This window comes from Lysinibacillus sp. FW301-JW8, assembly GCF_058788755.1.
Map to the genome: position 1 here is coordinate 21341 of NZ_JBYTBB010000062.1, position 12662 is coordinate 34002.

11 protein-coding genes are annotated in these 12662 nt (G+C 37.3%); 8 read left to right on the plus strand and 3 right to left on the minus strand.

Annotated elements, in window-relative coordinates; genetic code table 11:
• Nucleotides 1–9 precede the first annotated feature (9 nt).
• The 3 genes from AC3WOM_RS20810 to AC3WOM_RS20820 all read left to right on the plus strand — a co-directional run bounded on the left by AC3WOM_RS20810 (nucleotide 10) and on the right by AC3WOM_RS20820 (nucleotide 2289).
• Nucleotides 10–630, plus strand: a complete 621-nt coding sequence (locus AC3WOM_RS20810) for an RDD family protein (protein WP_492448173.1) — start codon at nucleotides 10–12, stop codon at nucleotides 628–630.
• A gap of 136 nt (nucleotides 631–766) precedes the next feature.
• Nucleotides 767–1270: a thiol peroxidase gene (gene tpx / locus AC3WOM_RS20815; RefSeq protein ID WP_427547454.1), complete on the plus strand. Its 504-nt coding sequence runs from the start codon at nucleotides 767–769 to the stop codon at nucleotides 1268–1270.
• 89 nt (nucleotides 1271–1359) lie between these two features.
• Nucleotides 1360–2289, plus strand: coding sequence for a class I SAM-dependent methyltransferase (locus AC3WOM_RS20820; RefSeq protein WP_492448174.1), 930 nt, complete (start codon nucleotides 1360–1362; stop codon nucleotides 2287–2289).
• A gap of 37 nt (nucleotides 2290–2326) precedes the next feature.
• Here the strand turns inward: AC3WOM_RS20820 and AC3WOM_RS20825 are convergent, their stop codons facing one another.
• Nucleotides 2327–2779, minus strand: coding sequence for a universal stress protein (locus AC3WOM_RS20825; RefSeq protein WP_427547448.1), 453 nt, complete (start codon nucleotides 2777–2779; stop codon nucleotides 2327–2329).
• 452 nt (nucleotides 2780–3231) lie between these two features.
• On the opposite strand from AC3WOM_RS20825, the gene ald reads away from it, so the two are divergent.
• Nucleotides 3232–4344 (plus strand): alanine dehydrogenase, encoded by a 1113-nt coding sequence (gene ald, locus AC3WOM_RS20830; RefSeq protein ID WP_427547445.1) that lies wholly within the window; start codon nucleotides 3232–3234, stop codon nucleotides 4342–4344.
• An 81-nt stretch (nucleotides 4345–4425) separates the two neighbouring features.
• Here ald and AC3WOM_RS20835 read toward each other — a convergent pair whose 3' ends face one another.
• The gene (locus AC3WOM_RS20835) at nucleotides 4426–5514 is read right to left on the minus strand and encodes a M24 family metallopeptidase (RefSeq protein ID WP_492448175.1); all 1089 of its coding nucleotides are present in this window, start codon (nucleotides 5512–5514) and stop codon (nucleotides 4426–4428) included.
• A 336-nt stretch (nucleotides 5515–5850) separates the two neighbouring features.
• Between AC3WOM_RS20835 and AC3WOM_RS20840 the strand changes: the two genes are divergently transcribed.
• A complete protein-coding gene (locus tag AC3WOM_RS20840) occupies nucleotides 5851–6534 on the plus strand; it encodes a metal-dependent hydrolase (protein ID WP_492448176.1) in 684 nt (227 codons plus the stop codon).
• A 152-nt stretch (nucleotides 6535–6686) separates the two neighbouring features.
• A complete protein-coding gene (locus tag AC3WOM_RS20845; RefSeq protein ID WP_427547436.1) occupies nucleotides 6687–7994 on the plus strand; it encodes a DRTGG domain-containing protein in 1308 nt (435 codons plus the stop codon).
• Nucleotides 7995–8046: 52 nt separating this feature from the next.
• Here AC3WOM_RS20845 and AC3WOM_RS20850 read toward each other — a convergent pair whose 3' ends face one another.
• A complete protein-coding gene (locus tag AC3WOM_RS20850) occupies nucleotides 8047–8352 on the minus strand; it encodes a YtpI family protein (protein WP_427547433.1) in 306 nt (101 codons plus the stop codon).
• A gap of 90 nt (nucleotides 8353–8442) precedes the next feature.
• Here AC3WOM_RS20850 and AC3WOM_RS20855 point away from each other — a divergent pair, with 90 nt between their 5' ends.
• Nucleotides 8443–9396 (plus strand): DHH family phosphoesterase, encoded by a 954-nt coding sequence (locus AC3WOM_RS20855; protein WP_427547431.1) that lies wholly within the window; start codon nucleotides 8443–8445, stop codon nucleotides 9394–9396.
• Nucleotides 9397–9459: 63 nt separating this feature from the next.
• Nucleotides 9460–12543, plus strand: a complete 3084-nt coding sequence (gene dnaE / locus AC3WOM_RS20860; protein ID WP_492448177.1) for a DNA polymerase III subunit alpha — start codon at nucleotides 9460–9462, stop codon at nucleotides 12541–12543.
• Nucleotides 12544–12662: the final 119 nt, after the last annotated feature.

Genomic DNA, 12662 nt, shown 5'->3' on the forward strand with positions numbered 1-12662 from the left:
GGGAGTACAATGACAAACCATGAAATTGTTATGCAAGGTTCACCCTCTCTCAGCAATACGCTACTAATTGATCCAGAAGAAACGATCACGAATAAAAACTATGCTAAAAAAACAGCAGGATTTTGGATACGTTTTTGGGCATTTTTATTAGATGGATTTATCATAACAGCAGTTGGTGGTATTTTTGTTAACCCTATTTTTTATCTAATGGATTGGTCTTTATCTGACACAGTATGGTATGCACCGATTTCAATAATTACTGCTATTCTCTACTATAGTTATTTTGTCCTGATGACTAAGTTTTTTGGGCAAACATTAGGAAAAATGGTATTTGGATTGCGTGTGGTTTCATTAAAGCATGATAATCTCACTTGGTCTGATGTGATATTTCGTGATTGGATTGGGCGGATTATTTGTAATATTTTTATGCCGCTATATATTCTTGTAGTTATTTTACCTGACAATAAAGGTTTGCATGATTTCTTTGCAGATACAACCGTTGTGCATGAAAATACGTTTATTGAAAAGGTATTAACACAACCATCACTTCCTATCAAAGAGGATAGTCTTCCAACTGAACCACTCATAGAAAAAGATATAGACATTTTGGAAGAAAAAAAAGAGGAATAGTAATTTGAGCTGTCTCAAGAAAATGAGACAGCTCTTTTATGTGATGCCTGAAATTGAATTACGGAGTTGTCTTAGTTGCAAACAATTCCCTTCATTTAGTAATATTAAGTACATATGAAGATTAGGAGGCGTTTATATGGCACAAGTAACATTTAAAAATGGTCCAGTAACACTTGTAGGTAACGAAGTAAAGGTTGGCGATCAAGCACCAAATTTCACAGTATTAGCGAACGACCTATCACCTGTTACATTAAAAGATTCAGAGGGGAAAATTCGTTTATTTAGTGTTGTACCATCATTAGATACTGGTGTGTGTGATGCCCAAACACGTCGTTTTAACGAGGAAGCAGCAAACTTAGGAGACAATGTTGTGATTTATACAGTATCTGTTGATCTTCCGTTTGCTCAAAAACGATGGTGTGGTGCTGCAGGTATTGATGCTGTTCAAACAGTTTCAGACCACCGTGACCTTTCATTTGGTGAAGCATATGGGGTATATATTCAAGAATTACGCCTTCTAACGCGTGCAGTTTTCGTGGTGGATGCTGATGACAAAGTGACATATGTGGAATATGTACCAGAGGCAACAGACCATCCAAATTATGAAGCGGCGATTGAAGCTGTCAAAGCACTAGCATAAAATGCTGCTTTTAGGCTAAGATATTACTAGACAAAGGGGCTGTGACAAGTTTTTGTCACAGCTCTTTTCTGCGTGAAAGGAAGTTATCTATGGAAAATATTGAGAAGTTATTTGGTATGCTTAATGAACATGCTGAGAAAATAGAAAAAGAACAAGATATTACATTGCTTGAAGGCGTTCTAGATGGTTTAGAGGCATGGCTGGATGGAACAGTTGATTTTTCGCAAGAAGGTGCAACAAAGGAAGATGTACGAAAAGCAATTCAAATTGCTATTTTAAAGGGTATGCGAAAAGGTTCTCAGCCTAATCATCAAATGACACCAGATACACTAGGTCTATTAGTTGGCTATTTTGTAGAGCAGATTTTTACAGATCGTTTTGTAACAGAAAAAATTGCTATGTTGGATCCAGCGGTCGGTACAGGGAATTTACTATTAACAGTTATGAATTTATTAGATGGAAAAATAGAAGCTACTGGTGTCGAGATTGATGAACTGCTTATTCGTTTAGCTGCAGCAACAGCAGATTTGACTGAGCAGCCGGTGTCTTTATACCGTCAAGATGCTTTAGAAGATTTATTAGTGAATCCAGTAGATGCTATTGTTTGCGATTTACCAGTCGGTTACTATCCAAACGAGGAAGTGGCATTGAATTATGAATTATGTCCTTCAGAAGGAATGAGTTTTGCCCATCACTTATTTATTGAGCAGTCCATTAACTACACAAAGGATGGGGGCTATTTATTCTTCCTTGCACCATCTCATCTTTTTGATTCGGAGCAATCTAAGCAATTGCATAAATATATCCAGAAGCATGCTTGGATTCAGGCAATTATTCAGCTGCCCGATACAATGTTTGCCAATAGAGCACTTGAGAAAAGTATTGTTATCCTGCAAAAGCAGGGGCAAGACTTTAAGGCACCAAAAGAGGTATTGCTGGCAAAGGTACCAAATATGCAAAATAAACAAGCCCTTGCAATGTTCTTTGAAAAAGTGAAAATGTGGAGAGAAGAAAAATAATTAAAAAGGTATCCAAAATTGGATACCTTTTTATGTACTAATTATTTTCTGGTGTACGGATAACAAGTACGTCACATTTTGCTGAGCGTACGATTGCTTCAGATACTGAACCGATTAGGAAGCGTTCTACTGCATTTAGACCAGTTGCACCACAGATGATTAAGTCTGCGTCTACGATGTTAGAAAGCTCTTTTGTAATGATATTTTTTGGTGAGCCATATTCAATTACAAGGTTAATGTTTGTTAAGCCTTCATCTTCAGCTTGTTTTTTGTAACCATTTAATAGTTCCTCAGAGAATGCTTGAGCACGCTCAGCAATTGAACGATCATAAGCTTCGATTGCAGCAAATGAACGTGTGTCGATAACATTTACTAGGTTTAACACAGCACCTTCGTTACGTTTTGCCACGTCAATTGATTTACGGAAAGCATATTCTGCCTCCTTAGAACCGTCTACTGCAACTACAATGCTTTTATAATGATTAGCCATTTGAATTACCTCCCTGATTTATATATTCTGATTATACCAAATGATTTTCTAAAGGAAATACTTTCCGAAAGAAAAAATGTGAAAAAGTGAAGGTTTTTATTGTGAAACTGCAAAAATATTAATTTTCTTCATACAATGTTGTCCAAAGAACAGTACTTCTGATATGGACATCCCCCGTAAAAACGAAGATTACATTTCGTTTTAGGTGAAATATTTTGTTAGTGAGTTTGCATTTTTTTGAATAGTAACTATGTGATTTATTAAAATACAATGTAAATAATTTGAAAATTTTGTATTTTGGAAATGTTGTTAATTTTAGTTGTAATCGCTTTATTTAAAGCAATTTTTAATTATGTTTGGTAATATGGAAGTGCAAGGGGTGCATCAATACGGAAAATCGTATTTAACAAAAATGATGCTAATTTCTTAGGCAATGGAAGGGGATAGGAAAGATGAAGATTGGTATTCCAAAAGAGATTAAAAACAATGAAAATCGTGTAGCAATGACACCAGCTGGGGTTGTTACATTAACACATGCTGGTCATGAAGTGTTCATTGAAACAGGTGCAGGCTTAGGATCAAGCTTTACAGATGCAGACTACCAGGCAGCAGGTGCTCACATTGTTGAAACAGCAAAAGAGGCATGGTCACAAGAAATGATCATGAAGGTAAAGGAACCTGTTGCATCAGAATATGATTACTTCAATGAGGGTCAAATCCTATTCACTTATTTGCATTTAGCACCAGAGATTGAATTAACGCAGGCTCTTTTAAATAAAAAAGTCGTTGGTATTGCTTATGAAACAGTACAATTAGCAAATGGCTCTTTACCGCTATTAACACCAATGAGTGAGGTTGCAGGTAAAATGGCAACACAAATCGGTGCACAGTTCTTAGAGAGAAACCATGCAGGTAAAGGAATTTTACTAGGTGGGGTATCTGGTGTACCACGCGGTAAAGTCACTGTTATTGGTGGTGGTATTGCTGGAACAAATGCGGCAAAAATAGCTGTTGGTATGGGTGCCGATGTAACAGTAATTGATTTAAGCCCAGAGCGTTTACGTCAATTAGAAGATTTATTTGGTCGTGATGTTCAAACATTAATGTCTAATCCTTATAATATTGCGGAATCAGTGAAAAACTCAGATTTAGTAGTCGGAGCTGTTTTAATTCCTGGCGCTAAGGCTCCAAAGCTTGTTTCTGAGGAAATGATTAAGTCTATGCAGCCAGGCTCAGTAGTTGTCGATATTGCTATTGATCAAGGTGGAATTTTTGCAACATCTGATCGTGTGACGACACATGATGACCCAACATATGTTAAACATGGTGTTGTGCATTATGCGGTAGCAAACATGCCAGGCGCTGTTCCTCGTACTTCAACTATTGCTTTAACAAATAATACAATTCCTTATGCACTGCAAATTGCGAATAAGGGATATAAACAAGCATGCCTGGATAATCCTGCGCTGAAAAAAGGTGTAAATACGATTGATGGACAACTTGTTTACAAGGCAGTAGCTGATTCTCAAGGTCTACCATTTGTTGATGTGGATGAATTAATTTAATAATTGAAATAGCAAAAGGAAGCAACTATGAGAATACTCATTGTGCTTCCTTTTTTTGATTTAAATGTAGTTAGTAATCAATTAAAGCACGATTAATTCTTTTTGGAACTTTGTCAGTACTTCTACACCGTCTTTTGTGACAACCACATCATCCTCAATGCGGACGCCTGTAACATCAGATTTGTAGATACCTGGTTCAATTGTAAAGACCATTCCTTCTTCCATAATCAGTTCATTTGCACCTGTCACTGAAGGGAATTCATGTACAGAAATACCAAGGCCATGACCTAGTCGATGTGTGAAATACTCACCAAAGCCAGCATCAGTAATCGTGTCACGAGCAATTTTATCTAATTCCATTGCACGGACACCTGGCTTTACAGCAGCAATGGCATTTGTATTGGCAGCTAGTACAGTATTATAAATTTCCTTTTGCGCTTCACTTGGTTCACCGAAGGCAACTGTACGTGTAATATCAGAGCAATAACCATCGTAATTAACGCCAAGATCAAATAATACCATATCACCTTTTTCAATTTTGCGAGAACCTGGTATTCCGTGCGGAGAGGCTGTTTTTGGTCCACTCAATACCGTTGTTTCGAAGGACATTTTACAGCCCTTTTCTTGAATAGCACTTTCAATAGCTGTTAAAATTTCCATTTCAGTTTTTCCTTCAGCTATTTCCTTACAACCAACTTCAATTGCGTAGTCGGCTAGTTCAGCAGCTTTACGTAATTTTTCTAATTCATTTTCATCTTTAATAACACGCATAGCATTAATTTTTTCATCAAGACGGACAAAATTTGCTTCTGGGAATGATTGTTGTAGTGCTTCTAAACGCTCTACATTGAGATGAGCTTTTTCAATAGCAAAAGCTGATGGATCCACATTCTGTTTTTTTATAGCTTGGGCCAAAACTTCCATGGAGTTTTCGGTATCTTGGTGACCAATCACGTCATATGACCAGCCAGCAGCCTTCGCATCTGGAATCTCCATTTGAGGACAAATTAAAAAAGGCTCTGCGTTTTTGAAAATCATCACTCCTAGTAATCGCTCATGTGGGTTACTTTTAAAGCCAGAAACGTAAAAAACATTATCTGGTGTTGTTACGAAAGCGGCATCAATTTGGTTTTGTTGTAAATAGTTTTGAATTTCTTCAACCTTTGACATAGATATTTCCTCCTCTAGTTGCTTAAAAGTTTTTTTCTGCTGAAAGCTTTCTTGATGAGGCTTCGACTTTTGAGCGAGTCTTCTCCTTTATTCAAATCAGCCTCGATGCTTTTAATAGCTAATGAATAAATAATTGTCTCTTAAACGTTAAGTTTGTTACATAAGACAACATTATTCTCCCTATAAGCATATCAAAAAAAGGGAAAATGCGCTTGAATAGCGAATAAAAATTAAAGAGAGCATATTGTTTAATGGTAATCAATGTCTTAATAATTACCAGTTAACCAATTTTTTCGATAAATCTATTCATAACAATAATGCAAGGAGGAATTATAAATGGAGATAAGCTATCATGGACATTCCGTTGTTAAAATTCAAACTCATGGGAAAACAATATTGATTGATCCTTTCATTAATGGGAATGGACAAACAGATTTAAAGGTTGCGGAAGAAGCACCAGATATTATTATATTGACACATGGACATAATGATCATGTTGGAGATACGGTAGAGCTTGCAAAGAAGAAAGACGCACTTGTTATTGCACCAAATGAGCTGGCTAATTGGATATCTTGGCAAGGAGTGAAAGCGCATCCAATGCATATAGGGGGCGCTAGGGAATTTGATTTTGGAAAAGTGAAATTCACGCAAGCATTCCATGGCTCTTCTTATGTAACTGAAAGCAATGAAATTATTTATCTGGGCATGCCAGCAGGAGTTTTATTATTTATTGAAGGATTAACCATCTATCATGCAGGAGACACAGCGTTGTTTAGTGATATGAAATTAATTGGTGAACGCCATCCGATTGATATTGCCTTTATACCAATTGGCGATAATTTCACAATGGGTCCAGAGGATGCTGCATGCGCAGTTGCATTTTTAAAGCCGAAAATTGTCGTACCAATTCATTACAATACATTTCCTCCAATCGAGCAGGATCCACAAATTTTTGCGGAGTTAGTGCAGAATTCAGAGGTTCAAATTTTAAAAGCCGGTGAAAAAGTAAACTGTTCCTAATCTGTGACACTGCTGTACTATATAAATTGACACCACGTACATAGTTGAAACGATGGGAAAAGTTAAACAAATTCATCACTTTATATTAAATATTTTTCTAAAATATATGGTACACTAAGAGCAGAAATGATGCTTGAGGAATAGGTGATATTTTGTCTACAAAACATGAGAAAATTTTACAATACATCGAATCACTACCCGTGGGCGATAAAATTTCAGTACGTCAAATTGCAAAAGAAATGCAAGTTAGTGAAGGAACGGCTTATCGTGCTATTAAGGAAGCGGAAAATCGCCGTTTAGTTAGCTCTATTGAACGGGTTGGAACAATTCGTATTGAAAAGAAAAAGAAAGAGAATATTGAACGCTTAACATTTGCTGAAATTGTAAATATTGTTGATGGTCAGGTTTTAGGTGGGAAGTCAGGGCTACATAAAACACTGACAAAATTTGTGATTGGTGCGATGCAATTAGAGGATATGATGCGTTATACAGATGCAGGAAGCTTGCTCATCGTTGGTAACCGTATTAAAGCCCATGAGAATGCGCTACGAGCTGGTGCGGCTGTTTTAATCACTGGTGGTTTTGATACAACGGAGGATAATAAGCAGCTTGCAGATTCATTAGATCTGCCAATCATTTCAACAAGCTATGATACGTTTACAGTAGCGACGATGATTAACCGAGCAATATATGATCAATTAATCAAAAAGGATATTTTATTTATTGAGGATATTTATGTCCCAATGACAGATACAGCTGTCCTAAAAAATGATGAAACGATTCATCATTTCCAAAAGCTGAATGAACGAACTACTCATGGCGCTTTTCCAGTAGTGACAGCTAATAATAAGCTTGTTGGGATGATTACTGTGAAAGACGTAATTGGTCGAGAAGAAACCGAGCTTATTGAAAAGGTAATGACTAAAAATCCAATTGCTGGGTCAATGAAAATGAGTGTTGCGTCTGCGGGACACCGTATGATTTGGGAAGGCATTGATTTGTTACCGATTGTTAATGATGATACGATTTTACAAGGTGTGATAAGCCGTCAGGATGTGCTTAAGGCACTTCAGCTTGCACAAAGACAGCCTCAGCATGGGGAAACGATTGATGATTTAGTAAAAAATGAAATGAAGGTACTTGGTGATGAGGAATTAATCGTAGAATTTAAAGTAACACCTCAAATGACAAACCAGTATGGGGCAATTTCTTACGGAGCATTTACTACTTTATTAGCAGAAGTTGGTTCATTTGCATTAAAGCGCCGTAAGCGAGGCGATGCCGTTGCCGAAAACATGACGATTTATTTCATCAAGCCTGTGCAAATGGAAAGTACACTTACTGTAAAACCTCGAATTTTAGACATGAGTCGTAAATTTGTGAAAATGGACTTCGAAGTGTTTAATCAGCAAATGCTAGTCGGGAAGGCAATGATGATGTTCCAGCTCTTGGAGCGCTAAGCAGGCAAAAGGGATGGCCTAGTGAAAATTTAGGCCATCCCTTATTTTTTGCTTATCGATTAATACGGTACTCCTCTTCCACAAATTGACCGTAGTGTCGTACCTTTTTGATATTTTCAATAATAACAAAGATGCCTAAAGCAACAAGAATTGCTACAATAATAAATGTGTATAATCCAGGGAATAAATAAGCTTGATTTAATCCAAAAACAAGTATAAAAACACCAAAACTGACATTCGCTTTGCTTTTGTACCAATTTTTCGCAATCGGTAATGGAGAGCGGAATTGTTTTGTTTTAAAGTAAAAATAAAAAACAAATGATATGATTATGGCAAACACAAAAATTAAATTGAGCATAGTAAACCTCCTAGCATAACTAGACATTATTGTAACGATTATTAATGAAAAATGCTAACGGTTATTACTATCATTTTGGGGGAAATTATATTGAGACGACAAATCATCGACACAATTGCTTTATATGAGACAATCATTATTCATCGCCATGTACGTCCAGATCCAGATGCTTATGGATCACAACAAGGCTTAAAAGAATTAATTTTAGCCAATTATCCAGAAAAAAAGGTTTTTGCGGTAGGGGAGCATGATGATTCTTTAACATTTATGGCACAGCCTGATCAAATTACGGATGATGTTTATGATAATGCTTTAGTGATTGTTACGGATACTGCAAATACTGAACGTGTCGACGACCAGCGCTATACAAAGGGCAAGATGGTCATAAAAATCGATCATCATCCAAATGATGATGCATATGGTGATTTATTGTGGGTTGACACGGCAGCTAGCTCTTGTAGTGAAATGATTTATGAGCTTTTTGAGGAAGGTCGCAATGCAGCTAACTGGTCGCTATCTACTGCAGCTGCGAGATTGTTATTTGCTGGTATTGTGGGAGATACAGGAAGATTTCAATTTCCAAGTACAACAGCGAAAACATTTAAAATTGCTGCAGAACTCATTACATATGATTTTGATCGAAATCAGATTTTTGATGGCATGTATGAAATGGAACAAAAATTATTAAATTTACAGGGCTATATTTATCAAAATTTTGAAATGGATGAGCATGGGGCAGCACATATAAAGCTGACGAAGGAATTGTTAACAGAATTCGATGCTGTTCCATCTGAGGCCTCTCTTTTAGTAGGCTGCCTTGGTAGTGTGAAAGGTATTTGTGCATGGGTTGTGTTTATTGAGGAGGGAGAACAAATTCGAGTACGTTTGCGCTCGAAAGGTCCTGTTATTAATATTCTAGCAAAGGAATTTAATGGTGGAGGACACCCATTAGCTTCCGGTGCAACTGCACACTCATGGGAAGAAGCCGATCGTGTGATAAATCGTTTAAAGGAAATTTGTCAAACACATCGCTTAAATAACTAACAATATTCTATAGGTGTTATCATAAGATAAAATGAAGTAATACCAAGAAAGGAAGGGATTCATTTGACACATGTATATACGAAAATGCATACGAGCGCGGATTTATTGAAAAGCACGATTCGGCTTGAACAATTGATCCCTTTTTTACAAGAGCAAAAAACGCAGGCCTGTGCAATCGTCAATTCGAAATTGTACGGGCTTTTGCCTTTTTGTAAAGCATTACAACAAGCAAATATTCATGCTGTAATTGGTCTTTCTGTCAACATACAATGGCAGGAGCAACAAATTCCTTTAGTTTTATATGCAAAAACACAAGAAGGCTATCAGCATTTATTAAAGATTAGTAGTGCCGTTTCGATAAGAGAGGATGACGTTTTGCCATGGAAATGGCTAGAAGGATATGCAGCAGGCTGTATAGCATTACTTTCTTCTAATGACATAGCAGAAATTAGAAATTGGACAGAGGCAGCGAGTGCTCTAAAAGCATTGTTTGGTCAGCATCTATTTATGGGGGTTGCTAGACCTGCAGGGATGATTGCGGAAAAAGAACCGGATTTTGTTACATGGTGTAAAAATGAAAGTATCCCTTTAGTGGCTTCACAGAGTTGTTATTTTTTACGACCAGAAGACCACTTTGCTTTTGAGGTGGCAAGAGCGATTGATACAGGTGAAAAATGCACCGAGTCAAAGGCATCCACTTATTTGCAAGGTAATTTTGTGCCAACAATGGATGAATGGAGCAGCTGGTTTGCTGATCGTCCTGAATGGCTTGAAGCGAGCGCAGCGATGTTGGCCGGCTGTACAGCAAAAATCCCTAATATGCCTGTGCAAATGCCTAAATTTCCAGTGACAATAGGAGAAACAGCAGAAGAATTACTGGTTAAGGAGGCATTAACAGGCTTAGCGTTGCGTTTCAATCAGAATGAGATTCCGCTTGTTTATCAAGAGAGATTACAATATGAGCTTGAAATTATATGTTCAATGGGCTTTGCGGATTATTTTTTAATTGTTGCAGATTTTATGCGTTACGCCAAAGAGAATCAAATTTTAACGGGACCAGGTCGGGGCTCATCAGCGGGATCACTTGTAGCCTATAGTCTTTCTATAACACAAGTGGATCCCCTTGCTTACGGATTATTATTCGAGCGTTTTTTAAATCCAGAACGTATCACTTTACCAGATATTGATATAGATTTTGTTGATAGTAAAAGACAAAAAGTCATTCAATATGTGGCGCATAAATATGGCAAGGCAAATGTCGCGCAGATCATCACATTTGGTACATTATCAGCAAAAGCTGTAGCTCGGGATGTAGCTCGGGCTTTAGGCTTTGAAGCTGAAACATTAGAAAAGATTTCGAAATGGATTCCCAATAAACCTGGGATAACGCTACAAAATGCGGTGGCTGAATCACAGGGCTTACAAGGCTGGTTAGCAGAGGATGAAAAACATCGTCGTTGGTTAGAAGTAGCTTTAAAATTAGAGGGTTTGCCAAGGAATTCCTCTACGCACGCGGCTGGAGTTGTATTAGCGCCATCACCCTTGGTCAATACAATGCCTATAGAAAAGGGGCATGATGATATTTATTGTACCCAATGGTCAATGGGCGATGTAGAGGCATGTGGACTAGTCAAAATGGATTTTTTAGGCTTGCGTAATTTAACAATTTTAGAGCAAATTCGCTGGTCTATTTATAAAGCAAGGGGACCATGGATAGAATTTGAACGAATACCGATGCAAGATGAAAAAACACTCCAACTTCTTCAAAGGGGAGATACTTTAGGTATTTTTCAATTAGAATCTGAAGGAATGAAGCAAGCTTTACGGGATATTAAACCAACGCATTTTTTAGACATAGTAGCAGTTAATGCGTTATATCGGCCGGGTCCAATGGATTTTATCCCAATCTATGCAAGACGCAAATCAGGACAAGAATTAGTGATTATGCCGCATCCAGTGTTGGAGCCAATTTTACGAGAGACATTTGGTGTTATCGTTTATCAGGAACAAATCATGCAAATTGCCTCTGCGATGGCGGGCTTTTCGATGGGACAGGCAGATTTACTGCGTCGGGCGGTCAGTAAGAAAAATCGTCAAGTATTAGAAGAGCAACGTGCAGTATTTGTGAATGGAGCGATGAAGCAGGGCTACGATATCCATATAGCAGAAGAGGTGTATGCACTGATTGTGCGCTTTGCGGATTATGGCTTCCCTAAAAGCCATGCAGTTGCATATAGTGTTATTTCTTATCAAATGTCTTATTTAAAGGCGCATTACCCAAAAAGCTTTTATGCAGCATTATTGTCAAATGCAACAGGAAATGCGGACAAGATTCAGCAGCTTGTGAATGAAGCCAAAGAACAAGGTATAGCTTTTTATCCGCCTTCATTAAAACATAGTACCAAATACTTCACTGTTGAAAAGGATGGCATTCGTTATAGCTTATCAGGAATTAAAGGTGTTCCTCATACCTTTATCGAGACAGTGAGTGCTATACGACAATCGAATGAAGAGGCATTAGATAATTTATTTGATTTAGCAGTTGCTTTAAGTGCACAACATTTTAAACCGAAAGTAATAGAATCTTTAATTTTTGCAGGGGCACTTGATTATTTGGGTAGAGATCGTGCTGTTCTTATCAAGACGGTAGAAGCAGCTTTGAAGCATGCAGAGCTATTGCGACCTACAGAAGATATTGATTGGGCATCAGCTACTGCCATTAGCTTTGGTAAGCCCAAATATATGCAAGCTCAAGAAATGACGCAAAAAGAAAAACTAATGTATGAGAAGGACATTTTAGGGTTCTATATATCAGCACATCCTATAACAGAAGAGCGAGTTTTTTGGCGAGAAGTCAATGTTACATGTAGGGAGTTAAAACATACTCGGGATGGAACATATGTCAAAATGATTGGTTTAATTGAAGAGGTAAAAAAAATTCGAACAAAAAAAGGTGAGCAAATGGCTTTTGCTCAGCTACAAGACGAATATGGCTCAGTGTCCATCACCTTATTTCCACAAGTATTTCAGCTTGTGCAAGAGTTTTTACAGGAGGATGAAATACTTTATATTGAGGGTACAGTGGAAAGGCGATTTGGAAAGCCACAGGTGAAAGTAAAACACGTACAAACGACAAAAAAAATATAAATTGAAACAAGAATTTAGAAACTGCATAAATTTTTATGCAGTTTTTTCATAGTGTTGAAAAATTAAATAGTCAAGGGACTTTTTGTGAATATTTAGTTAAAATGAAGGTGATTTCCGTT

Excerpts from the sequence above, each read along its gene's own strand:
- AC3WOM_RS20810 (WP_492448173.1), top strand. The coding sequence starts at position 10 with ATGACAAACCATGAAATTGTTATGCAAGGTTCACCCTCTCTCAGCAAT.
- tpx (WP_427547454.1), top strand. The coding sequence starts at position 767 with ATGGCACAAGTAACATTTAAAAATGGTCCAGTAACACTTGTAGGTAAC.
- AC3WOM_RS20820 (WP_492448174.1), top strand. The coding sequence starts at position 1,360 with ATGGAAAATATTGAGAAGTTATTTGGTATGCTTAATGAACATGCTGAG.
- AC3WOM_RS20825 (WP_427547448.1), bottom strand. The coding sequence starts at position 2,779 with ATGGCTAATCATTATAAAAGCATTGTAGTTGCAGTAGACGGTTCTAAG.
- ald (WP_427547445.1), top strand. The coding sequence starts at position 3,232 with ATGAAGATTGGTATTCCAAAAGAGATTAAAAACAATGAAAATCGTGTA.
- AC3WOM_RS20835 (WP_492448175.1), bottom strand. The coding sequence starts at position 5,514 with ATGTCAAAGGTTGAAGAAATTCAAAACTATTTACAACAAAACCAAATT.
- AC3WOM_RS20840 (WP_492448176.1), top strand. The coding sequence starts at position 5,851 with ATGGAGATAAGCTATCATGGACATTCCGTTGTTAAAATTCAAACTCAT.
- AC3WOM_RS20850 (WP_427547433.1), bottom strand. The coding sequence starts at position 8,352 with ATGCTCAATTTAATTTTTGTGTTTGCCATAATCATATCATTTGTTTTT.